This is a genomic window from Pseudomonas sp. Hz4, assembly GCF_054898165.1.
In genome coordinates, this window is the sequence record NZ_CM142719.1 from 4,154,180 (window position 1) to 4,177,004 (window position 22,825).

At 59.8% G+C, this 22,825-nt stretch carries 13 protein-coding genes, 1 other RNA gene and 2 pseudogenes; 7 read left to right on the top strand and 9 right to left on the bottom strand.

What is annotated here, in order from left to right:
* Nucleotides 1-169 precede the first annotated feature (169 nt).
* Nucleotides 170-244, top strand: a pseudogene (locus ACYZTR_RS18965) (helix-turn-helix domain-containing protein); the annotation flags it as partial.
* A 184-nt stretch (nucleotides 245-428) separates the two neighbouring features.
* Here the strand turns inward: ACYZTR_RS18965 and ffs are convergent.
* From ffs to ACYZTR_RS18995, 6 genes and pseudogenes are all read right to left on the bottom strand, one after another.
* Nucleotides 429-525: signal recognition particle sRNA small type (gene ffs / locus ACYZTR_RS18970), an RNA gene on the bottom strand.
* A gap of 148 nt (nucleotides 526-673) precedes the next feature.
* Nucleotides 674-1,570: pseudogene (locus ACYZTR_RS18975) on the bottom strand (zinc-binding metallopeptidase family protein).
* An 80-nt stretch (nucleotides 1,571-1,650) separates the two neighbouring features.
* The gene (gene ligA / locus ACYZTR_RS18980) at nucleotides 1,651-4,008 is read right to left on the bottom strand and encodes an NAD-dependent DNA ligase LigA (protein ID WP_461973255.1); all 2,358 of its coding nucleotides are present in this window, start codon (nucleotides 4,006-4,008) and stop codon (nucleotides 1,651-1,653) included.
* A 91-nt stretch (nucleotides 4,009-4,099) separates the two neighbouring features.
* A complete protein-coding gene (zipA, locus tag ACYZTR_RS18985) occupies nucleotides 4,100-4,954 on the bottom strand; it encodes a cell division protein ZipA (protein ID WP_461973257.1) in 855 nt (284 codons plus the stop codon).
* A 257-nt stretch (nucleotides 4,955-5,211) separates the two neighbouring features.
* Nucleotides 5,212-8,700: a chromosome segregation protein SMC gene (smc, locus tag ACYZTR_RS18990; protein WP_461973259.1), complete on the bottom strand. Its 3,489-nt coding sequence runs from the start codon at nucleotides 8,698-8,700 to the stop codon at nucleotides 5,212-5,214.
* 2 nt (nucleotides 8,701-8,702) lie between these two features.
* Entirely contained in the window at nucleotides 8,703-9,362 is a 660-nt protein-coding gene (locus ACYZTR_RS18995; RefSeq protein WP_461973260.1) for a GntR family transcriptional regulator, read from the bottom strand.
* A gap of 266 nt (nucleotides 9,363-9,628) precedes the next feature.
* Between ACYZTR_RS18995 and xdhA the strand changes: the two genes are divergently transcribed.
* The 4 genes from xdhA to guaD all read left to right on the top strand — a co-directional run bounded on the left by xdhA (nucleotide 9,629) and on the right by guaD (nucleotide 15,764).
* Nucleotides 9,629-11,083 (top strand): xanthine dehydrogenase small subunit, encoded by a 1,455-nt coding sequence (xdhA, locus tag ACYZTR_RS19000; RefSeq protein WP_461973262.1) that lies wholly within the window; start codon nucleotides 9,629-9,631, stop codon nucleotides 11,081-11,083.
* Nucleotides 11,076-13,472, top strand: a complete 2,397-nt coding sequence (gene xdhB, locus ACYZTR_RS19005; RefSeq protein WP_461973263.1) for a xanthine dehydrogenase molybdopterin binding subunit — start codon at nucleotides 11,076-11,078, stop codon at nucleotides 13,470-13,472. Before xdhA ends, xdhB begins: the two co-directional genes overlap by 8 nt.
* 125 nt (nucleotides 13,473-13,597) lie before the next feature.
* Complete coding sequence (gene xdhC, locus ACYZTR_RS19010) at nucleotides 13,598-14,443, top strand: xanthine dehydrogenase accessory protein XdhC (protein WP_461973265.1); 846 nt, start codon at nucleotides 13,598-13,600, stop codon at nucleotides 14,441-14,443.
* Nucleotides 14,444-14,459: 16 nt separating this feature from the next.
* The gene (gene guaD / locus ACYZTR_RS19015) at nucleotides 14,460-15,764 is read left to right on the top strand and encodes a guanine deaminase (RefSeq protein WP_461973267.1); all 1,305 of its coding nucleotides are present in this window, start codon (nucleotides 14,460-14,462) and stop codon (nucleotides 15,762-15,764) included.
* A gap of 131 nt (nucleotides 15,765-15,895) precedes the next feature.
* Here the strand turns inward: guaD and ACYZTR_RS19020 are convergent, their stop codons facing one another.
* Complete coding sequence (locus ACYZTR_RS19020; protein ID WP_461973269.1) at nucleotides 15,896-16,660, bottom strand: GntR family transcriptional regulator; 765 nt, start codon at nucleotides 16,658-16,660, stop codon at nucleotides 15,896-15,898.
* Nucleotides 16,661-16,926: 266 nt separating this feature from the next.
* Between ACYZTR_RS19020 and ACYZTR_RS19025 the strand changes: the two genes are divergently transcribed.
* On the top strand, nucleotides 16,927-18,117 hold the full coding sequence (locus ACYZTR_RS19025; protein WP_461973271.1) for a benzoate/H(+) symporter BenE family transporter: 1,191 nt from the start codon (nucleotides 16,927-16,929) through the stop codon (nucleotides 18,115-18,117).
* Between the two features lie 52 nt (nucleotides 18,118-18,169).
* Here ACYZTR_RS19025 and ACYZTR_RS19030 read toward each other — a convergent pair whose 3' ends face one another.
* A complete protein-coding gene (locus ACYZTR_RS19030; protein WP_007896965.1) occupies nucleotides 18,170-18,514 on the bottom strand; it encodes a YggL family protein in 345 nt (114 codons plus the stop codon).
* 234 nt (nucleotides 18,515-18,748) lie between these two features.
* Between ACYZTR_RS19030 and dacB the strand changes: the two genes are divergently transcribed.
* Entirely contained in the window at nucleotides 18,749-20,209 is a 1,461-nt protein-coding gene (gene dacB, locus ACYZTR_RS19035) for a D-alanyl-D-alanine carboxypeptidase/D-alanyl-D-alanine endopeptidase (RefSeq protein WP_461973274.1), read from the top strand.
* 130 nt (nucleotides 20,210-20,339) lie between these two features.
* Here the strand turns inward: dacB and ACYZTR_RS19040 are convergent, their stop codons facing one another.
* Complete coding sequence (locus tag ACYZTR_RS19040) at nucleotides 20,340-22,739, bottom strand: sensor domain-containing diguanylate cyclase (RefSeq protein ID WP_461973276.1); 2,400 nt, start codon at nucleotides 22,737-22,739, stop codon at nucleotides 20,340-20,342.
* Nucleotides 22,740-22,825: the final 86 nt, after the last annotated feature.

A 22,825-nucleotide genomic window follows, 5' to 3' on the forward strand; every position in this document is an offset into this window, starting at 1 on the left:
GCCCGGAAGAGATGTTTTTATAGGTAATGCGCAGCAACACGATATCACTCCATGAACAGCGCTTGATGGCCTCCTGACAGCAGAGATCAACTCACCTAAAAGACCCCAAATACCCTTTTTGAGCGGCGACTCTACGAAATGCATCACATTTTGCAAAGCAAGGTGATGGATCCTACATAAAGCCACCCCGAAGGCTCTGGGAAAGCTGATTGCGGCGGTTGACCAGGCCTTGTCCAAGCCATAGTGCCAGAAATGAAAAAAGGAGGCCGAGTGTCGCATTCGACAACTCGGCCTCCTTTTATAGGTTCGTTCTGAAAAATCGGAAACGAAAAAACACCGCCCTGAACAAGATCCATGGCAGAGCAACAAGAACGTATTTTTTTAGACACATAACGCGAGAGAGGTCTCGCGGTGCGTTATGGAGGCAACCCCACCAGCCACACCCCGGCACACAATGTTCCCGCTGTGGCTGCTCCCTTCCGGGTCTGACCAGGTTCACGGGTAATCGTTGCGGGGGGACCGATGGGGTCACCATAACGACGCTCACCTGACGGCGAACGGCGCCATTGTACCTATCTGAGACGAAGTTACAACCGTTCGGGCGGATTAAAAAATATGTGCTGCTTCAAGGACATGCGCAAAGCCCTGAAAAGATCGCAGCCTGCGGCAGCGCCTACCCCTGCAACACCTCATCCCCCGGCCGCCCTCCTGCTGGATCACCAAGTGGATGAAGTGCAGCTTGGCGATCACCGCCGGCGGCAGGACGAACGGATAGAAATCCGGTTGCCCCATGCTGCGTGACAGTTCATTGAGCATGCCTGCCAGTTCGATCCACGCATTGACGAACGACAGGAACGCCGCGCCGCCGGGATGTTGTGGATCGTAGAGCGTGTCGGGCGGAAATGGCCTGTAGTCGAAGTCCATTTCCCGCGCGCTCATGCCGAATCCCAGCGCCGTATCCACCGCGTCCATCATGTGCAGGTAATGAGCCCAGGTTTCGGCCCAATCTTCCCAGGGATGCATGGTCGCGTAGGCGCTGACGTAATGTTGCTGCCAGTCGAGCGGTGCGCCTTGCTGGTAATGCCGTTCGAGGGCCTCGGCGTAACTCGCGCGCTCGTCGCCGAACAGTCCGCGGAACGGTTCCAGCCATTGGCTGTTGGCGACCAGTCGATCCCAGTAATAATGCCCGACCTCATGACGAAAATGCCCGAGCAGCGTGCGATAAGGTTCATGCATCTGCACCCGAATCTGCTCGCGATGTGCGTCGTCTGCTTCGTTGATATCGAGGGTTGCACGCAGCCGGGGAATCGAGGTTGGCGCAACGGCGCAAGACACCCGCTTCGGGACCGGTGTCGAGTAACCAGGTATCGGCCTGCAAGCCGGGCTGCCGCGACGACAAGCGACTCTGCTCCGGTTGATAACCCAATGCCGCCGAACAGGCCAGGCACTGACTGTTGCGAAAAAACAGCGACTGCCCGCAGCGGCACTGCCAGACCTTGCTGTTGCGCGAGCTCTCGCCAATGAAGGGCGCAGCGATGCGTGAACTGAGCTGCTCGAAGAAGCGGTACATGGCGATCTCTCCCTGGGGCTTGCCAAGACTAGAGCATTCCCGCGTGAAGATCGTTCCCACGCTCTGGTGGGAACGATCAACTAAACCGCAATACCGTGTGTGCTCAGAAACTCGACGAATGCCTCTTCATCGAGAACCTTCAATCCCAGCTCATTAGCCTTCGTCAACTTGGAACCTGCACCTGGCCCAGCGACCACACAATGGGTCTTGGCCGATACCGAGCCCGCCACCTTGGCACCAAGGCTTTCAAGTTTGTCCTTGGCGATGTCGCGGCTCATCAATTCGAGCGAACCGGTCAGCACCCAGGTCTGTCCGGCCAGAGGCAAGCCTTCGACGACTTTCTTTTCGCTCTGCCAGTGCATGCCGAAATCGCGCAGCTGTTTCTCGGCGGATTCAGCAACTTGACGATTTTGCGCAACCGCGAAGAACTCCCGCACGGAATTGGCCTGCTTCTCCGGCAGTGCCTGACGCATATCCAGCCAGTCGGCGCTGAAAACCCCTTCAAGCGAACCGAATTTGTCGGCCAATTTCTGCGCCCCACCCGGTCCAACCGAAGGGATGTGCAACTTGTCGAGGAAACCACCCAACGTGGTGCTCGCGGCAAACTCGGCGCCCAGCCCAGCCTGATCCTGAATCTGCATGCCGTGGGTGAGCAGATCCTTGATCACCTGCTGGTTATGCGCATCTTCAAAGAAGCTGTGAATCTCATGGGCCACTTCCAGGCCAACGTCCGGCAAGTACGTGAGCACTTGCGGCAACGCCTGCTGAACCCGCTCCAAAGCGCCGAGGGAACGCGCCAGCACCTTGGCCGTCTCTTCGCCGACATCAGGAATCCCGAGGGCATAGATGAACCGCGCCAGGCTCGGCTTCTTGCTGTCTTCGATGGCGCTGAGCAGGTTCTTGCTCGACAGCTCGGCAAAGCCTTCCAGGTCGACAATCTGCTCGAACGTCAGGGCGTACAGATCGGCCGGCGAATTCACCAGGCCTTCGTCCACCAGTTGCTCCACGCTCTTCTCGCCAAGGCCTTCGATGTCCATGGCGCGACGGGAGACGAAGTGAATGATCGCCTGCTTGAGCTGCGCACCGCAGGCCAGACGACCAACGCAGCGATACACCGCACCTTCGCTGACGGTTTCGCGACCCTTGCTGCGCTTGACCAGTTGCGTGCGTTCGACATGGGAACCGCACACCGGGCACTTCTCGGGAATCTGCACCGGCCGCGCGTTATCCGGGCGGCGCTCGGTGACCACTTGCACCACTTGCGGAATCACGTCGCCCGCGCGGCGGATGATCACGGTGTCACCGATCATCAAGCCAAGGCGCGCCACTTCGTCCATGTTGTGCAACGTCGCGTTGGCCACGGTGACGCCGGCCACCTTGACGGGTTTCAAGCGTGCTACGGGCGTCACCGCACCGGTACGACCGACCTGGAATTCCACGTCGAGCAGTTCGGTGAGCTCTTCCATCGCCGGGAATTTGTGAGCAATCGCCCAGCGCGGTTCACGCGCGCGAAAACCGAGTTCACGCTGGGACGCGATGCTGTTGACCTTGAACACCACGCCGTCGATTTCATAGGGCAGCGAATTGCGCCGCTCACCGACGTCGCGGTAGTAATCCAGGCATTCATCAATGCCCTGCGCCAGCTTCAACTCATGACTGATCGGCATGCCCCAGGTTTTGAGTTGCTGCAGGTTGCCAATGTGCGTGTCGGCAATATCGGCCGAAATCTGACCAATGCCATAGCAGCAGAATTCCAGCGGACGGTTGGCAGTAATCTTCGAATCCAGCTGCCGCAAGCTGCCGGCCGCCGCGTTGCGCGGATTGGCGAAGGTCTTGCCGCCGACTTCCAGTTGCGTGGCGTTAAGGCGCTCGAAACCGGCCTTGGACATGAACACTTCGCCGCGTACTTCCAGGGTCGCTGGCCAGCCAGTACCGTGCAGCTTGAGCGGAATGTTGCGCACGGTGCGTACGTTGACGCTGATGTCTTCGCCAGTAGTGCCATCGCCGCGAGTGGCACCGCGCACCAGCACGCCGTCCTGATACAGCAGGCTGACCGCCAAGCCATCGAGCTTGGGTTCGCAGCTGTATTCCACCGCCGCACCGCCACCGAACAGATCGCCGACCGGCAAGTCCAGCCCTTCGGTTACGCGACGATCGAATTCGCGCATGTCAGTTTCTTCGAAGGCGTTGCCGAGGCTGAGCATCGGCACTTCGTGACGCACCTGAGTGAACGCCGACAGCGCCGCGCTGCCGACGCGCTGGGTCGGCGAGTCGCTGGTGATCAATTCGGGATTGGCCGCTTCGAGGGCCTTGAGCTCATTGAACAACCGATCGTACTCGGCGTCCGGAATGCTCGGCTCGGCCAGCACGTGGTAGCGATAGTTGTGCTGATCCAGCTCAGCGCGCAGCTCTAGAATACGGTTTTTGGCGGCGGTCATGGGTGTTCTCTCATAAAGCAAAAGAGCAGCCGAGGCTGCTCAATCTATTTTGCTGATCGTCCCGCGCACAGCGCGGTAACAACCTTTTGAATCAACGCTTCTGGGTCAGGGCGCGACGTTCGAACTCAACGATGCGCTGACGGTAATGCTCAATCGTTTGGGCGGTCAGCACGCTGCGCTGATCGTCTTTGAGCTCACCATTCAGCTCCTGGGACAATTTGCGCGCTGCGGCCACCATCACGTCGAAGGCTTGCTTGGGATGACGCGGGCCTGGCAGACCGAGGAAGAAACTCACCGCCGGCGTGCTGAAGTGGTCGATGTCGTCCAGATCGAAGACGCCCGGCTTGACCGCATTGGCCATCGAGAACAGGACTTCGCCATTGCCGGCCATGCTTTCGTGACGGTGGAAGATGTCCATCTCGCCGAAACGCAGACCGCTTTCCAGAATGTTCTGCAACAACGCCGGGCCTTTGAAGCCCGCGGCGTCGCGGCAGATCACGCTGATCACCAGCACTTCTTCGGCTTGCGGGTGTTCCTTGTTGCTGGTCGAACTCGACGCCTTGGTGTCATCCGGGAAATCGTCGTCACGGCTGCTGAAGCTCGGGCCGCCGTCCAGATCCAGGCTGAGGTTCATGTCGCCCTGGGAAGGCTCGCCGTGGCCACGCTTGCTGCGCTTGGAACCCGACTCACGCGATTCACGGGCAGGCATGCTCACCGACGGCAGATCGTGCTCGTCCAGTTGCGGCTCTTTATGGGCATCCAGCACGCGGGGCGGGCCCAACAGCTCGGCGCTGGTGTCCTCGTCCGGCAGATTGGACAGGCTCCGGTCAAGACGAAATCTCAGTTTTCCCTTGCCGCCGCGCATGCGACGCCAGCCATCGAAAAGAATACCGGCAATGACAATAATGCCGATGACGATCAGCCACTCGCGCAGACCGATTTCCATGTAATCCCGTGCCTCTATAAAAAATGCTGAAAAATAAGGGGTTTACAACTCGCAAACCGCTTTAAAACGTGGCGCCAACTCTATGTTCTGACAGGCGTTTTGCCCACGTATACGAAAAATTGACATTAAACTAGCACGACCAAAGGCAACTTTACACCGTCTGTCACAATGGCTTGCGCGAATATGTCGATTGGCCAGCAGGTAGAGGTGGGTAAAAAAGTCCTACAGACTAAAAATACCTTCCCTACAAGTGCCCCTCACGCATCCACCATCGCCATCGCCTCCTCGACATCCACTGCCACCAGACGCGAGCATCCCGGTTCATGCATCGTCACCCCCATCAGTTGATCAGCCATTTCCATGGCGATCTTGTTGTGGGTGATATAGATGAACTGCACCGTCTCGGACATCTCTTTGACCAGCCGTGCGTAGCGTCCAACGTTAGCGTCATCCAGGGGTGCGTCAACTTCGTCAAGCATGCAGAACGGCGCCGGATTCAACTTGAAGATCGCAAAAACCAGGGCCAGTGCGGTCAGGGCTTTTTCGCCACCGGAGAGCAAATGGATGGTGCTGTTCTTCTTTCCGGGCGGTTGCGCCATGATCGTCACCCCTGTATCGAGTAGATCTTCGCCCGTCAGTTCCAAATACGCGCGGCCTCCACCGAAAACTTTTGGGAAAAGCGCCTGTAATCCGCCATTGATCTGATCAAAGGTATCTTTGAAGCGGTTACGGGTTTCCTTGTCGATCTTGCGAATCACGTTTTCGAGGGTGTCCAGTGCTTCCACCAGATCGGCGTTCTGTGCATCCAGATAACGTTTACGCTCGGATTGTTGCTGATATTCGTCGATGGCCGCGAGGTTGATCGCGCCGAGACGCTGAATGCGTGCGGCAATGCGTTCGAGTTCTTCTTCGGCGTCCTTCTCGTTGGCCTCGGCCGTCAGCGTGGCGAGCACGCCGTGGAGGTCGTAGCCGTCCTCGAGCAATTGATCTTCAAGGGTCTTGCGGCGCACGGTCAGGGCTTGCCATTCCATGCGCTGCTGTTCGAGCCGGCCGCGGATCAATTGGGATTGCTGCTCGGCCTGATTGCGGCGTTTCTCGGCGTCGCGCAATTCGCGATCCGCATCTTCCAGGGCGATCTGCGCAGTCTTGAGTTCTTCGTCGACCGTCATGCGCTTGTCGAGCAGCTCTTCAAGTTTCAACCGCAGCTCTTCCAGCGGCGCCTCGCCCTCCTCCAGGTTGAGACTCAGCTGTTCGCGTTTTTCGGTCAGGCGCTCGGACTGCATTTCCAGACGTTCCAGCGCCTGACGCGTGGAATCGTGCTGGGCCTTGAGCGAACCCAGGCGCACCGCCAGTTGATGCGCGCGATCCTTGTGCTGCCGGGCTTCCTGACGCACTCGATCAAGTCGCTCGCGCAAGCTGTCGCGCTGAGCCAGCAGCAACTCACGCTGCTCGGTGTCCAGCGCCATGCTGTCGAGGGCGTCCTGCAATTGCAGGCGCGCTTCGCCGATGTTTTCGTGTTCAAGTGCGCGCTGCTCGGCCAATTCGGTGAGTTCGTCATCGAGCCGCGTGCGACGCAACGTCAGCTGTTCGGCCTTGGCTTTACCGGCAGATAACTGAGCTTTCAATTCACCTTGCTGACGCGCTTCGTCCTGCAACAAACGCCGCAAATGTTCGCGACCGTTTTCTTGCTGACGCTGTTGCGCCCTGAGATTTTGAAGTTGGGTTTCCAGGGTTTCGACCGTGGCTTCGCGCTCATCGCGCTCAAGGCCCAGGCGCTGGATTTCCTGACCACGAGCCAGCACACCGCTTTGCGCTTCGCTGGCCCGGCGTACACGCAAAAAGTGCCGACCGACCCAGTAACCATCGCGGCTGATCAGACTCTCACCGGCGCTCAATTGACTGCGCAGGGCCAACGCCTGTTCTAGGCTGTCGACCGGTTTAACCTGCCCCAACCATGGCGACAGATCGATCTGCGCTTCGACTTTATCGAGCAAGCTGCCAGGCACCAGCACGCCATCGCTGGCAGGACTGAGCAAGCGTAAATCACCCTGGACAAACCCGGCCAGATCGAAATCGCCGAAATCATCCACCAGCACCGCTTGCAGGTCGGCGCCGAGCACGGTTTCCACCGCCAGCTCCCAACCGGCTTCGACTTTCAGACCTTCGGCCAGACGCGGACGGTCCGCCAAATGTTGTTCGCGCAACCATTCAGCGGTGCCGGTGCCCGGATCGAGTGCGGCTTGCTGCAAGGCTTCAAGGGAGGCGAGGCGACCGTTCAGACGCTGCAAATCACCCTGAGCCTGCTGCTGATTTTGCAGCGCCAATTGCAATTCCTGTCGCAGTTGCTCAAGGCGTTCGACCTGGGCTTCTTCGCTGGCCTGCAAATCTTCAAGCGTGGCCTCGGAAGCGGCCAACTGCTCACTGAGTTCCATGATCGCCGCGTCTTCCGGGTCCGCCGACAGCAACGCGCGTTCCTCGCCAAGACGCTTCTGACGATCGGCCAGTCGCTCCATGCTGGTGTCCAGCTGCTGGATGCGCGACTGCTGCACTTCAGACTGACGACGCGGCTCGGCAGCGGTGAGGTTGAACGTGTCCCACTGCTCTTGCCAGCCATGCATGGTGGTTTCGGATTCTTCCAGCGCGGCGGCGGCCTCTTCGGCGGCGGCGCTGGAGACTTCCTGTTCCGGAGTGAGCAAGTCCAGCTCTTCGCCGAGTGTCTGCAGCAAGGTGCGGTCGAGGCCCAGATGAGACTCGGTTTCCTGACGCGCACGCTCGGCCTCTTTCAGGTCGTCCTGCAATTGACGCAGGCGCTGCTGTCCGTGCTGGATGCTCTGCTCGACCCGGGCAATGTCGCCGCCGACCGAATAGAAGCGTCCCTGCACCAGATTGAAGCGCTCGGACAGGTCGTGGTGACCGTCGCGCAGGCGTTCGATGGCCGCGTCGGCATTGCGCTGTTCCGCAACCAGGGCTTCGAACGTGACTTCCTGAGTGCCGATGATCGCTTCGCGCTGACCGACCTGCTCGTTCAAGGCCTGCCAGCGCAGCGCCGACAGTTGGGCCTTGAGCTGACGCTCCTCGCCCTTGCATTCCTGATACTTCTTGGCGGCTTCGGCCTGGCGGTGCAAGCGTTCAAGCTGACGTTCGAGCTCTTCGCGCAGGTCGGTCAGTCGGGCAAGGTTTTCGTGGGTGCGGCGGATGCGGTTTTCGGTCTCGCGCCGACGCTCCTTGTACTTGGAGATGCCGGCGGCTTCTTCGATGAAGTTACGCAGGTCTTCGGGCTTGGACTCAATCAGCTTGGAGATCATCCCCTGCTCGATGATCGAGTAGCTGCGCGGGCCCAGGCCTGTACCGAGAAAGATGTCGGTGATATCGCGGCGGCGGCATTTGGTGCCGTTGAGGTAGTAGGTGGTCTGGCTGTCGCGGGTGACTTTGCGGCGAATGGAAATTTCCGCGTAGGCGGCGTATTCGCCGAGCAGAGTGCCGTCGGAGTTATCGAACACCAGCTCGATGCTCGCCTGGCTCACCGGTTTGCGGCTGGTCGAGCCGTTGAAGATGACGTCGGTCATCGACTCGCCGCGCAGGTTTTTGGCCGAACTCTCGCCCATCACCCAGCGGACGGCGTCGATGATGTTCGACTTGCCGCAACCATTGGGCCCGACCACCGCCGCCATGTTACTGGGGAAGTTCACCGTGGTCGGGTCGACGAAAGATTTGAACCCCGCCAGTTTGATGCACTTTAGCCGCACGCTTAAGCGTCCGTCAGGGCAGAAACCACCAGATCGGAGCTGCGCTGGGCATACGCCGTCAGCACGATGCGGATCTGCGGAAAATCACGGGCCAGCACGGCGGCGAGCAAGCGTTCGAACAGTTCGAGGAACTCGCTCATCGAGGCCTTGCGCTGTTCCAGGGCGAGGAAATATGCGCGGCTCATGGCCGGCTGCAGATTCTCGACGGTTTCCTGCAAGTACGGGTTGTTGGCGAACGGATACGCGGCGCGCATCACATTAAAGCTGTCGTCGACGAAGGTGCGGATGTCCTGACGTTCGTAGCTGGCGGTCAGACGCTGCTGGATTTGCACGAACGGCGCCATGTCGGTCTGGACTTGCCAGCCGCTGGCCACTGCATTGCCCAGCAGAATGTAAAGCTCGCTCATCAGCGTGCACAGGCTCCGGACCTTATGGACCGTCAGCTCAGTCACATGGGCGCCGCGTCGCGGCAGAATCGCGATCAGGTGGCGGCGTTCGAGGATCAGCAAGGCCTCACGGACCGAACCGCGGCTGACATTGAGGGCCAACGTGACCTTCTGTTCCTGGATGCGCTCCCCGGGCTTCATTTCGCCACGAATGATGCGTTCGGCGAGGTGGTGAGCAATTTGCTCGGCGAGGCTGTCCGGCGCCTTGAACGTCATGGTTGTCCTTCAAACTCTTCGATTTGCACAAGCGGCGCAGTGTACCGCACATAAAGGGTCATGGCGGAGTGCCCACTGGGCGGTTTTTGGCACGATTCAAGCAAAAAGCAGGCTATCGCGTAAGGGTCAATAATGAAGGAACGAGTCGTTTATCGACAAAATGCTATTTCCTGACCTTTAAGTCAGAAAATCATTGACCGGAAAGTCAGACCTGATAAATTCGGTTCACGTCGGTTAACAACAATAATGAGTCTGCGAGGCCTTCCGTGATCCAGTTTTTACTTAACCAGGAACTCCGTAGCGAGCACGCCCTGGACCCAAACCTGACCGTGCTCAATTATCTGCGCGACCATGTGGGCAAACCCGGCACCAAAGAAGGCTGCGCCAGCGGTGACTGCGGTGCGTGCACCGTGGTGGTCGGCGAGCTGCAAACGGATGACGATGGCCGCGAACACATTCGCTATCGCAGCCTCAACTCGTGCCTGACGTTCGTTTCGTCACTGCACGGCAAACAACTGATCAGCGTCGAAGACCTCAAGCACCAGGGCCAACTGCACAGCGTGCAGAAAGCCATGGTTGAATGCCACGGCTCGCAATGCGGTTTCTGCACGCCAGGCTTTGTGATGTCACTGTTCGCGCTGCAAAAGAACAGCGATCAACCGGATGCTCATAAAGCTCACGAAGCCCTGGCCGGCAACCTCTGCCGCTGCACCGGCTATCGGCCGATTCTGGCCGCCGCCGAACAATCCTGCTGTGGCAAGCAACCGGATCAGTTCGATGTTCGCGAAACCGACACCATCGCTCGCCTGAAAGCCATTGCACCTACCGACATCGGCGAACTCAACAGCGGCGACAAACGCTGCCTGGTGCCGCTGACCGTCGCCGATCTGGCTGACCTATATGACGCTTATCCACAGGCTCGCCTGCTGGCCGGCGGTACGGATCTGGCGCTGGAAGTCACCCAGTTCCACCGCACCCTGCCGGTGATGATTTATGTGGGCAACGTCGCCGAGATGAAGCGCGTCGAACGCTTTGACGACCGCCTGGAAATCGGCGCTGCCACGGCCCTCTCCGATTGCTACGAAGCCTTGAAGGCGGAATACCCGGACTTCGGCGAATTGCTGCAGCGTTTCGCCTCTTTGCAGATCCGCAACCAGGGCACCCTCGGCGGCAACATCGGCAACGCCTCGCCGATCGGTGACTCCCCGCCGCTGCTGATTGCACTCGGCGCGCAGATTGTCCTGTGCAAAGGCGAAGTCCGCCGCACGATGGCGCTGGAAGATTACTTCATCGATTACCGCGTCACCGCGCGTCAGGAAAGCGAGTTCATCGAAAAGATCATCGTGCCTCGCGCCAGCGCCGAACAACTGTTCCGCGCCTACAAGGTGTCGAAGCGTCTGGACGATGACATATCCGCGGTCTGCGCTGCGTTCAACCTGCGCATCGACAACGGCGTGATCGCCGACGCCCGCGTGGCCTTCGGCGGCATGGCGGCTACACCAAAACGCGCCAAGGCCTGCGAAGCTGTATTGCTCGGCGCCACTTGGAACAACGACACCGTCGAACGCGCCTGCACCGCATTGGCCGAAGATTTCACGCCGCTCTCGGATTTCCGCGCCAGCAAGGAATACCGCCTGCTCAGCGCGCAGAACCTGCTGCGTAAATACTTCATCGAACTGCAAACACCGCACATCGAGACTCGGGTGACCGCTTATGTCTAATCATCACGCCGTAGAGAAGACTCAAGTCGAATTGGCTGAATTGTTCGCCAAGGACCTGACCACCGGCGTCGGCCGCAGCGTCAAGCACGACAGCGCCGACAAGCATGTGTCCGGTGAAGCGCAGTACATCGACGATCGCCTGGAATTTCCGAACCAGCTGCACGTTTACGCACGCCTGTCGGACCGCGCCCACGCGAAAATCATCAGTATCGACACCCGGCCTTGCTACGCCTTTGAAGGTGTGCGCATCGCTATCACCCACGAAGATGTGCCGGGCCTGAAAGACATCGGTCCATTGCTGCCGGGCGACCCGCTGCTGGCCATCGACGATGTGCAATTCGTCGGTCAACCGGTGCTCGCCGTCGCCGCGAAAGACCTGGAAACCGCACGCAAAGCCGCCATGGCCGCGATCATCGAATACGAAGATCTCGAACCGGTGTTGGACGTGGTCGAAGCCCTGCGCAAACGCCACTTTGTACTCGACAGCCACACCCATCAGCGCGGCGATTCGGCCGGCGCTTTGGCAACTGCCGAGCATCGCATCCAGGGCACGCTGCACATCGGCGGCCAGGAACACTTCTACCTCGAAACCCAAATCTCTTCAGTGATGCCGACTGAAGATGGCGGGATGATCGTTTATTGCTCGACGCAGAACCCCACCGAAGTGCAGAAACTGGTGGCAGAAGTGCTCGATGTGTCGATGAACAAGATCGTCGTCGACATGCGCCGCATGGGCGGTGGTTTCGGCGGCAAGGAAACCCAGGCCGCCAGCCCGGCATGCCTGTGCGCGGTTATCGCGCACCTCACCGGGCAACCGACCAAAATGCGCCTGCCGCGCGTCGAAGACATGCTGATGACCGGCAAGCGTCACCCGTTCTACGTTGAATACGACGTGGGCTTCGACAGCACCGGTCGACTGCACGGAATCGCCCTGGAGCTGGCCGGTAACTGCGGTTGCTCGCCAGACCTGTCGGCGTCAATTGTCGACCGCGCAATGTTCCATGCCGACAACTCGTACTACCTGGGCGATGCGACCATCAACGGTCATCGCTGCAAGACCAACACCGCGTCGAACACCGCTTACCGGGGTTTCGGCGGCCCGCAAGGGATGGTCGCCATCGAAGAAGTGATGGACGCGATTGCCCGCCATCTGGCCCTTGATCCGCTGGCCGTGCGCAAGGCCAACTACTACGGCAAGACCGAGCGCAACGTCACCCATTACTACCAGACCGTCGAGCACAACATGCTCGAGGAAATGACCGCCGAACTGGAAGAAAGCAGCCAGTACGCCGAGCGCCGCGAAGCGATCCGTCGCTACAACGCCAACAGCCCGATCCTGAAAAAAGGCTTGGCGCTGACCCCGGTGAAATTCGGTATTTCCTTCACCGCCAGCTTCCTCAATCAGGCTGGTGCGCTGATCCACATCTACACCGACGGCAGCATCCACCTGAACCATGGCGGCACCGAAATGGGCCAGGGTTTGAACACCAAGGTTGCGCAGGTTGTGGCCGAAGTGTTTCAGGTGGAAATGGACCGCGTGCAGATCACCGCGACCAACACCGACAAGGTCCCGAACACCTCGCCGACCGCCGCTTCCAGCGGTGCCGACCTGAACGGTAAAGCCGCGCAGAACGCCGCTGAAATCATTAAGAAGCGCCTGGTTGAATTTGCCGCACGGCAGTACAAGGTCAGCGAAGAAGACGTGGAATTCCACAACGGTCACGTGCGGGTTCGCGATCACATCCTGACGTTTGAAGCGCTGATCCAGCAGGCGTATTTCGCCCAGGTGTCGCTGTCGAGCACCGGGTTCTACAAGACCCCGAAAATCTTCTACGATCGCAGCCAGGCTCGTGGTCGGCCGTTCTACTACTACGCCTTCGGTGCAGCCTGTTGCGAGGTGATCATCGACACCCTGACCGGCGAGTACAAGATGCTACGCACCGACATCCTCCACGACGTCGGCGACTCGCTGAACCCGGCGATCGACATCGGTCAGGTCGAGGGTGGTTTCATCCAGGGCATGGGTTGGCTGACCATGGAGGAACTGGTGTGGAACAACAAAGGCAAACTGATGACCAACGGCCCGGCCAGCTACAAGATCCCGGCGGTGGCGGACATGCCGCTGGACCTGCGCGTGAAGCTGGTGGAAAACCGTAAAAACCCGGAAGACACGGTGTTCCATTCCAAGGCCGTGGGTGAGCCGCCGTTCATGCTTGGCATCGCGGCGTGGTGTGCGATCAAAGACGCTGTGGCGAGTCTTGGCGACTATAAGCATCAACCGAAAATCGACGCACCGGCGACGCCGGAGCGGGTGTTGTGGGGCTGTGAGCAGATGCGGCAGTTGAAGGCGGCGAAAGCCGTGGAAGCCGAATCCGAGGTGGTGGTTTGATCGTTCCCACGCTCTGCGTGGGAATGCAGCCCGCGACGCTCTGCGTCGCATAGTGAACAGCGGACGCGGAGCGTCCAGAGATGCATTCCCACGCAGAGCGTGGGAATGATCTTGAGAGGTGAAACATGTACAACTGGATCGACGCCCTCGCCGACCTGCAAACCCGGGGTGAAACCTGCGTGTTGGTGACCATCATCGAAGAGCTCGGCTCGACGCCGCGCAATGCCGGTTCGAAGATGGTCATCAGCGCCACCCAGGCCTTCGACACCATCGGTGGCGGGCATCTGGAATACAAGGCCATGCAGATCGGCCGGGAGATGCTAGCCAGCGGCAAGCAGGACACCCATCTGGAGCGCTTCAGCCTCGGTGCCAGTCTGGGCCAGTGCTGCGGCGGCGTGACCGTGTTGCTGTTCGAGCCGATGGGCCAAGTCCAGGCGCAGATCGCCGTGTTCGGCGCCGGCCATGTCGGTCGGGCGTTGGTGCCGCTCCTCGCCAGCCTGCCCTGCCGGGTGCGCTGGATCGATTCGCGGGAAGCCGAGTTCCCTGAACAGATCCCCCACGGCGTACGCAAAATCGTCGCCGAGGAACCTGTGGATGAAATCGACGACCTGCCCGCTGGCAGCTACTGCATCGTCATGACCCACAACCACCAGCTCGACCTCGAACTCACCGCCGCGATCCTCAAACGCAACGACTTCGCCTACTTCGGCCTGATCGGTTCGAAGACCAAACGAGTGAAATTCGAACACCGCTTGCGTGACCGTGGTTTCGACAGCGCCGTGCTGCAACGCATGCGCTGCCCGATGGGCATCGGCGAAGTCAAAGGCAAGTTGCCAGTGGAAATCGCCATCTCCATCGCCGGCGAAATCATCGCCACCTATAACGCCAATTTCGGCCAGCACACCGCCAGCGCCGGATCATCGATTGCCAAACTGTTGCCTGCTTCACGCCGCAGCCAAGTCTCGAACTGACAAACTGAGAACTCACATGCCTTTGACTCGAAAAGCCTACCGCGCCGCCATTCTGCACAGCATCGCCGACCCCGCTGAAGTGGGCATCGAAGCCTCGTATGAGTATTTCGAGGACGGCCTGCTGGTGGTCGATAACGGCCAGATCAGCGCCGTCGGCCACGCCAGCGAATTGCTGCCGACTCTGCCGGCCGACATCGAAATCACCCATTACCAGGATGCGTTGATCACCCCAGGCTTCATCGACACGCACATTCACTTGCCGCAAACCGGCATGGTCGGCGCCTATGGCGAGCAGCTGCTGGACTGGCTCAACACTTACACCTTCCCGTGCGAAAGCCAGTTCGCCGACAAGGCTCACGCCGACGAAGTCGCGGGCATTTTCATCAAGGAACTGCTGCGCAACGGCACCACGACTGCGCTGGTATTCGGCAGCGTGCATCCACAATCGGTGAACTCGTTTTTCGAGGCCGCCGAGCAGTTGGACCTGCGGATGATCGCCGGCAAGGTGATGATGGACCGCAACGCCCCGGACTACCTGACCGACACTGCCGAATCCAGCTATGTCGAAAGCAAGGCGCTGATCGAACGCTGGCACGGCAAGGGTCGCCTGCACTACGCGGTCACCCCGCGCTTCGCCCCGACCAGCACCCCGGAACAACTGACCCTCGCCGGCCAGTTGCTCGGTGAATACCCGGACCTGTACATGCAGACCCACATCAGCGAAAACCTCAAGGAAGTCGAGTGGGTCAAGGAGCTGTTCCCGGAGCGCAAGGGCTACCTGGACGTTTACGATCACTACCAGTTGCTGGGCGAGCGCTCGGTTTTCGCCCACGGCGTGCACCTGTGCGATGACGAGTGTGCGCGGCTGGCGGAAACCGGCTCGGCGATCGCCTTCTGCCCGACCTCGAATTTCTTCCTCGGCAGCGGCCTGTTCAACCTGCCGATGGCTGAGAAGCACAAATTGAATGTTGGTCTGGGCACAGACGTCGGTGGCGGCACCAGTTTCTCGCTGCTGCAAACGCTGAACGAAGCCTACAAGGTCATGCAGATGCAAGGTGCGCGACTGAGCCCGTTCAAGTCGCTGTACCTGGCGACCCTCGGTGGCGCCCGCGCGTTGCGCCTGGAAGACAAGATTGGCACCCTGCAACCGGGCACCGACGCCGACTTCCTGGTACTGGACTACAACGCCACGCCGCTGCTGAGCTATCGCTTGAGGCAGGCCAATAACATTGCTGAGACGTTGTTTGTATTGATGACGCTGGGGGATGACCGGACGGTGTTGCAGACGTATGCGGCGGGGAATCAGGTGCATCAGCGCTAAAATCTCTCCACGCTGATCGTTCCCATGCTCCGCGTGGGAATGCCTCTAGGGACGCTCTGCGTCCAGTGACGCGGAGCGTCACGGGCTGCATTCCCACGCAGAGCGTGGGAACGATCATCACTCGGTCTGACTTATAGCTTGGCGACCGGCCGCCCTGGCTTCTTGGTCTGCAACAAGTGCGAGAACACCGCATGCAAATCATCCGACGCGCTTTCTTCATCGAGGTTGAGTTTGCTGTCGATGTGATCCATGTGATGCATCATCAGGTCCACCGCCAGCTCAGCGTTGCGCGCTTCGATGGCGTCGATCAGCTGGGTGTGCTCATCGTAGGAACAGTGGGAGCGATTGCCGCTTTCGTACTGGGCAATGATCAACGAAGTCTGGGACACCAGGCTGCGCTGGAAGCTGATCAGCGGCGCGTTTTTCGCCGCTTCGGCCAGCTTCAAGTGAAACTCGCCCGACAGACGGATGCCGGCACCGCGATCGCCACGGGAGAAGCTGTCGCGCTCGTCGTCGACCATCTGCCGCAATTCAGCGATCTGCTCGGCGGTGGCGTGTTGCACCGCCAGTTCAGTGATCGCCCGCTCTACCAGACGTCGTGCGAGGAACACTTGGCGAGCCTCTTCGACACTCGGGCTGGCGACGACAGCGCCACGGTTCGGACGCAGCAGCACGACACCTTCATGGGCCAGGCGCGACAGCGCGCGGCGAATGATGGTGCGACTGACCCCGAAAATTTCCCCCAGCGCTTCTTCGCTCAACTTGGTGCCGGGCGCCAGACGCTGTTCGAGGATAGCCTCGAAGATATGCGCGTAGACAATATCGTCCTGGGTACCGCTACGGCCGGCTTTGCCTGCTCGCGGTTGTTTCTTTAGGGGTTGCAACTGTTCGTTCATGGGCACTCGAGTCGGAAGAACTGCGGCGAATTGACCGTGACTGTAATACGGCACAGTGGGTCGCTGGCAAGTATCGCGTAAAAAACACTGCGATTGTACACAATGGACGGTGGCAACACGACTGTACGGCTGTTTGCGGCCTCGGCTGTATTGCAATGGTTGGTTACTTTTGAGTTTAGGCTTGAACCCAGAATCCGCAGCCTGAACACAATCCCCTGTGGAAGCGTTGATTCGACATCTTTATCAAAACAAGGAACACCGCGGTCATGAACGACGCAACGCACACGGAGCTCCGCCCTTTGGCCGATACGTCACCTTCGGCGATCGTCGCCGGCTTCATCGCGATGATGACCGGTTACACCAGCTCGCTGGTCCTGATGTTCCAGGCCGGGCAAGCGGCAGGTCTGACCAGCGGGCAGATTTCGTCGTGGATCTGGGCGATCTCCATTGGCATGGCGGTGTGCTCGATTGGCCTGTCCTTGCGCTATCGCACCCCCATCACGATCGCCTGGTCGACCCCCGGCGCGGCGTTGCTGATCACCAGTCTGGGCGGCGTGACGTACGGCGAAGCCATTGGTGCCTACATGACCTGCGCGGTACTGGTGACCCTTTGTGGCCTGACCGGCAGCTTTGAACGGCTGATGAAAAAGATTCCAGCGTCATTGGCCGCAGCTTTGCTGGCGGGAATTCTGTTCAAGATCGGCAGCGAAATCTTCGTCGCCGCCCAGCATCGCACTGCTTTGGTACTGGGGATGTTCTTCTGTTACCTGGTGGTCAAGCGCCTGTCGCCGCGTTATGCCGTACTGGCCGCGCTGTTGATCGGCACGGCGCTATCAGGGTTCATGGGGCTGCTGGACTTCAGCGGTTTCCATCTGGAAGTGGCGACGCCGGTCTGGACCACGCCGCACTTCTCCCTGGCCGCGACCATCAGCATCGGCATCCCGCTGTTTGTCGTGGCAATGACGTCGCAGAACATGCCGGGCATCGCCGTGCTGCGCGCTGACGGTTACACCGTGCCGGCCTCACCGCTGATCACCACCACCGGCATCGCCTCATTACTGCTGGCGCCGTTCGGCTCCCACGGGATCAACCTCGCGGCCATCAGTGCAGCGATTTGCACCGGGCCGCACGCCCATGAAGATCGCGACAAACGCTATACCGCAGCGGTCTGGTGCGGGATTTTCTACGGGATCGCCGGGGTGTTCGGCGCGACGCTGGCGGCGTTGTTCGCCGCGCTGCCGAAAGAGTTGGTGCTGTCGATTGCGGCACTGGCCTTGTTCGGCTCGATCATCAATGGCTTGAGCATTGCCATGAGCGAAGTGAAGGAACGTGAAGCGGCGTTGATTACCTTTATGGTCACGGCGTCGGGGTTGACACTGTTTTCCATCGGTTCGGCGTTCTGGGGGATTGTGGCGGGGGTGATGACGCTGGTGATCTTGAACTGGCGTAAAAGCTAAAAGATCTTCACAAAAAAAAACGGCGACCCTTGGGTCGCCGTTTTTTAGAACATCAAGCTACCGGATTGATCGGCTTTTCCGGGTACCAGACGTCGATCAGCGGGCTGACGGTTGCTTCAGTCAGTTCGCTGCGGCCTTTGAGCCAGGCTTCAACAGCGGCACGCTGCTCTTCGGAAACCGAGCCACGCTTCTGCAGGCAAACCAGACCGAAGTCGTCGCCGCCAACATAGCCCAGACCGTTGGCTTCCATGGCTTCTTTCAGGAACGCGTCGAGGAAAGCATCAATGGCTTCATCAGCCAAATCTTCTTTGAAATCCAGGTTCAGTTCGAAACCCAGCTCTTGAAATTCATCGACGCACAGTTTTTTGCGCAGACGCTGGGAACGGTTAGTCGCCATTGGAACAATCCTCATAAGTAATAACGGGCGGCACTTTAGCAGTTTAAGGCGCCGATTGTCCGTCTCTCTGGGTTGCAGGCCCTACCGTCGGTAAAAAAATAGCGGATTAGAGGACCAGGGTACGGCACAAGCCGCTACACCTTGGGGCATAATGCCGACACTTTCATGACCGCTGAGGGAATTTATCTTCATACCCTCGTCTTTTTCCCCCTCGGCTGTAGGGTTTTATTTCACATGATCAAATCTTTGCGTCCATTGTTGCTGGCCGGTTTTCTGCTTCCCCTGGCCTTCTCCGTTTCCGCTGCCCCCATCAACACCGGGCTGACGCCCAACGTTGAAAAGGCCATCAAGGCCAGCAAAATGCCGAACAACGCCTTGTCGCTGGTGATGATCCCGCTCAACGGCCCTGGCACCCCGACCATTTACAACGCTGACGTATCGGTCAACCCGGCCTCGACCATGAAACTGGTCACCACTTACGCGGCCCTGGAAATGCTCGGCCCGAACCACCAGTGGAAAACCGAGTTCTACACCGATGGCACCCTTAGTGGCGGCATCCTCAACGGTAACCTCTACCTCAAGGGTGGCGGCGATCCAAAGCTGAACATGGAAAAACTCTGGCTGCTGATGCGCGACCTGCGCGCCAATGGCGTGACGCAAATCACCGGCGACCTGGTGCTGGACCGCAATTTCTTCGTGCAACCGCAGCTGCCCGTGTTCAACGACGACGGCAATGACGACAACAAACCGTTCCTGGTCAAACCCGATTCGCTGATGGTCAACCTCAAGGCCCTGCGTTTTGTGGCGCGTAACGACAACGGCAGGGTTCTGATTTCGGTAGAACCGCCGATTGCCACGATTCGCATCGAAAACCTGGTCAAAGCCGTCAACTCCAAGCAATGCACCGGTGGCGTGCGTTACAACCCGGTGACCCAGGCCGATGGCAGCGTGACCGTGACGGTCGGCGGCCAGTTGGGCGAGGGCTGCAGCTCCCAGACTTATCTGTCGCTGCTCGACCACGCGACCTACACCGCGGGCGCCGTGCGGGCGATCTGGAAGGAGCTGGGCGGCAGCATTCAGGGCGTGGACCGTCTGGCGCCAACGCCCAAAGACGCCAAGGTCCTGGCTCGGGCCTTCTCGCCGGACCTGGCGGAAATCATCCGCGACATCAACAAATACAGTAACAACACCATGGCTCAGCAACTGTTCCTGAGTTTGGGCGCGAAGTTCCGCACCGAGGCCGACGGCGATGATGCCAAGGCTGCGCAGCGTGTCGTGCGCCAGTGGCTGGCGAAGAAAGGCATCACCGCGCCGCACCTGGTGATGGAGAACGGTTCCGGTCTGTCTCGTGCCGAGCGCGTGAGTGCGCGTGAATTGGCGGGCATGCTGCAAGCGGCCTGGAAAAGCCCTTACTCGGCCGAGTTCATCAGCTCGATGCCGATTGCCGGCACTGACGGCACCATGCGCAAACGCCTGAAGACCACGGCGATGCGCGGTGAAGCGCACATCAAGACCGGCACCCTGAATACCGTTCGGGCCATTGCCGGCTTCAGCCGCGACATCAACGGCAATACCTGGGCGGTGGTGGCGATCCTCAACGACAAGGCACCGTTTGGCGCCTCCTCGGTGCTGGATCAGGTGCTGCTAGACCTGTATCGCCAGCCGAAACTGCCGGAAACGGCTTCGGTGTTGTAACCCCCAACTTGATCGTTCCCACGCTCTGCGTGGGAATGCAGCCCGTGACGCTCCGCGTCACTGGACGTAGAGCGTCCCTAGAGGCATTCCCACGCGGAGCGTGGGAACGATCATCGCGTGCAGCCAGCACTTAGTTCATCTCCCTTTCTACCCGATCCCGTCCTGCCTGCTTCGCGGCATAAACGCCTGAATCCGCCCGCAACAGCAGCGCATCCGCGCCCTCGCCGACTCGCCAACCGGCAATCCCGAAACTTGCGGTCACTGTCCCGACGCCTTCGATCGGCGAACTGCGCAACCCTTGCCATAACTGCAAGGCCAGGACATGCGCATGGCCGCCGTCGATGTCCGGGCAAAGCACCATGAACTCCTCGCCACCCAGGCGACAGAACACGTCGGTGCGGCGCAGCCGATGGCCGATGCGTTCGCACACGATCTGCAACACCCGATCGCCGACAGCGTGGCCATGCTGGTCATTGATACGCTTGAAGTGGTCGATATCGAGCATGATCACTGACAGTTCGCCGCCACCGCGCTCGACCCGCGCCATTTCGGTGATCAGGCGTTCCTGGAAATAGCGGCGGTTGTGGATCCCGGTCAGCGAGTCAGTGATCGACAGCGCGCGCAATTCTTCTTGCACCCGCTTGAGGTCGGAGATGTCCGAGATGTAGCCATGCCAGAGCACGCCGCCACCGGGCAGTTCCTCCGGCGTCGCCTCGCCACGAACCCAGCGCAGGCCGCGCAGGGGCAGCAGCACGCGGTATTCCTCGCGCCAAGGGCTGAGGGTGTCCGCCGACGCCCGGATCGAGGCGCGGACTCGGGTGGTGTCCTGCGGATGAATCCGCGTGAAAATCGCTTCGGCATTGAGCAACAGCACATCCGGCTCAAGTTCGTAGATCTCGCGAATGCCGTCGCTGGCGTAGATCACGCTGAAGCGCCCATCGAACTCCATCTTGAACTGGTAGATCCCGCCGGGCACATGAGCGCTGAGTTTCTTCAGCAACAAGTCCCGTGCCGCCAGGGCCTCGTGGACCCGCTTGCGCTCGGTGATGTCGATACAGATCGCCAAGTGCCCGACCCACAGGCCTTGCTCGTCGAGTATCGGGGTCGCGAGCATGTTCACCGTCAAATGGCTGCCGTCGCTACGTAGCAGCGTCCATTCCCGCGCTTCGTGACCGCCCTCCTCGCCGCCCTCGACCAACATCGCCTGGCAGGTCGGAATCGGCTTGCCATAGCGCGCACTCAACTCTGCCGAGCGTGCAAGGAGCTCACGGGGCAGGTGCAGGTTTTCCAGGGTCATGTGGCCCACCACCTCAGCGTTGGTGTAGCCGAGCATGTGCTCTGCACCGGCATTAAAGGTACTGATGACCCCGCGCAAGTCAGTGGCGATGATCGCCACTTGGGTCGCGGCATTCAGCACGCCGCGCAACTGGCCATGGGTGCCGCGCAACTCCTGCTCGCGGGCGCGCAGTTCCTGGGTTCGTTGCTCGACCATTTTCAGCGCCCGTTGCCGCTGACTGACCAGCACATAGAGCAAGGCACTGAGCAACAGACTGAGCAAGCCACCCAGCACCATTAGGCTGGTCACTGGAGAGTGGTTGGCTTTCAGGAAGGCATCGCTGGGCTTGATGTCGACTTGATAGTCATGGTCCGCAAGCCGCAGCAGCCGGGTCGCGGCCAACTCACTGCGGGCTGGCGTATTGGGGGACTCATAAAGCACTTCGTGCTGATCGTCTGTGGATAAGTCGAGGATGCGCACCGAAAGGTAGTCACGGCCCGCCTCCGGCAGCCCGTCCGCGAGCAACTGGCGCATGCTGATCACGGCCATGACATAACCGAACGGTTTCAACTCCGTCGTTGCCAGGTTATTGCGCAGCAGCACCGGCGCGACCAGCAGCACGCCACGCGCATAGGCCGGCTCGATATTGACCAGATGCATCGGCTGCGATACCGCCATGCCGCCGTGCTGATCGGCCCGTTCAAGGGTGGAACGGCGCAAGGGTTGAACCAACAAGTCGTAGCCCAGTGGTGAGCCAAGCTTGCTTTGGGTCTGGCTATAAAGCACCGCCACGTACTCATTCCGTTCGGCCGCCCGTTGCAGCTGGCCGTCGGCATTGAGTTCCCGCAGGGTGAAGTCGGGTAAACCCTCTGCACGCACCTGGCGTTCAAATTCCGCTCGTTCGGCGCGGGTTATCCGTTTGGCGAAGGTATAGGCCTGAGTCCGGTGCAGCAGCGGTTGGGTGTAACCGTCGAACTCCTCGCGGGAGACCGAATCGGAATTGGCAAAGAACCGGCGCAGGCCATCGAGGCGCTGCTCCTGATCTTCGAAACGTTCTTCGATACGGCTGTAACGTTCACTGGCCAGCAGTTGGAAACGTTGCCGCAATTGATGGTGAAACAGATTTAGCGTCGACCACGCCAGCAATCCCGTGAGAATTGCGCCGACAACCAATACCAGCAGCGTGACCAACCAGGCCGAGGCATCTTCACTGATAAAACCCAGGATCTTCGGGCGCACGGCGTGCAACGACATAGACGCAACTCAAAACGCCAGGTGCGGGAAAGCCCATTGGCCATGCGTTGAGTTATAGCTATTAGCCATCAATTTGACCAGCCCGG

Coding starts and splice junctions, on each gene's coding strand:
- ACYZTR_RS19030 (WP_007896965.1), bottom strand. CDS start 18,514: ATGGCGACTAACCGTTCCCAGCGTCTGCGCAAAAAACTGTGCGTCGAT.
- xdhB (WP_461973263.1), top strand. CDS start 11,076: ATGTCTAATCATCACGCCGTAGAGAAGACTCAAGTCGAATTGGCTGAA.
- ACYZTR_RS19040 (WP_461973276.1), bottom strand. CDS start 22,739: ATGTCGTTGCACGCCGTGCGCCCGAAGATCCTGGGTTTTATCAGTGAA.
- guaD (WP_461973267.1), top strand. CDS start 14,460: ATGCCTTTGACTCGAAAAGCCTACCGCGCCGCCATTCTGCACAGCATC.
- ACYZTR_RS19020 (WP_461973269.1), bottom strand. CDS start 16,660: ATGAACGAACAGTTGCAACCCCTAAAGAAACAACCGCGAGCAGGCAAA.
- zipA (WP_461973257.1), bottom strand. CDS start 4,954: ATGGAAATCGGTCTGCGCGAGTGGCTGATCGTCATCGGCATTATTGTC.
- ACYZTR_RS19025 (WP_461973271.1), top strand. CDS start 16,927: ATGAACGACGCAACGCACACGGAGCTCCGCCCTTTGGCCGATACGTCA.
- ACYZTR_RS18995 (WP_461973260.1), bottom strand. CDS start 9,362: ATGACGTTCAAGGCGCCGGACAGCCTCGCCGAGCAAATTGCTCACCAC.
- xdhC (WP_461973265.1), top strand. CDS start 13,598: ATGTACAACTGGATCGACGCCCTCGCCGACCTGCAAACCCGGGGTGAA.
- ligA (WP_461973255.1), bottom strand. CDS start 4,008: ATGACCGCCGCCAAAAACCGTATTCTAGAGCTGCGCGCTGAGCTGGAT.
- dacB (WP_461973274.1), top strand. CDS start 18,749: ATGATCAAATCTTTGCGTCCATTGTTGCTGGCCGGTTTTCTGCTTCCC.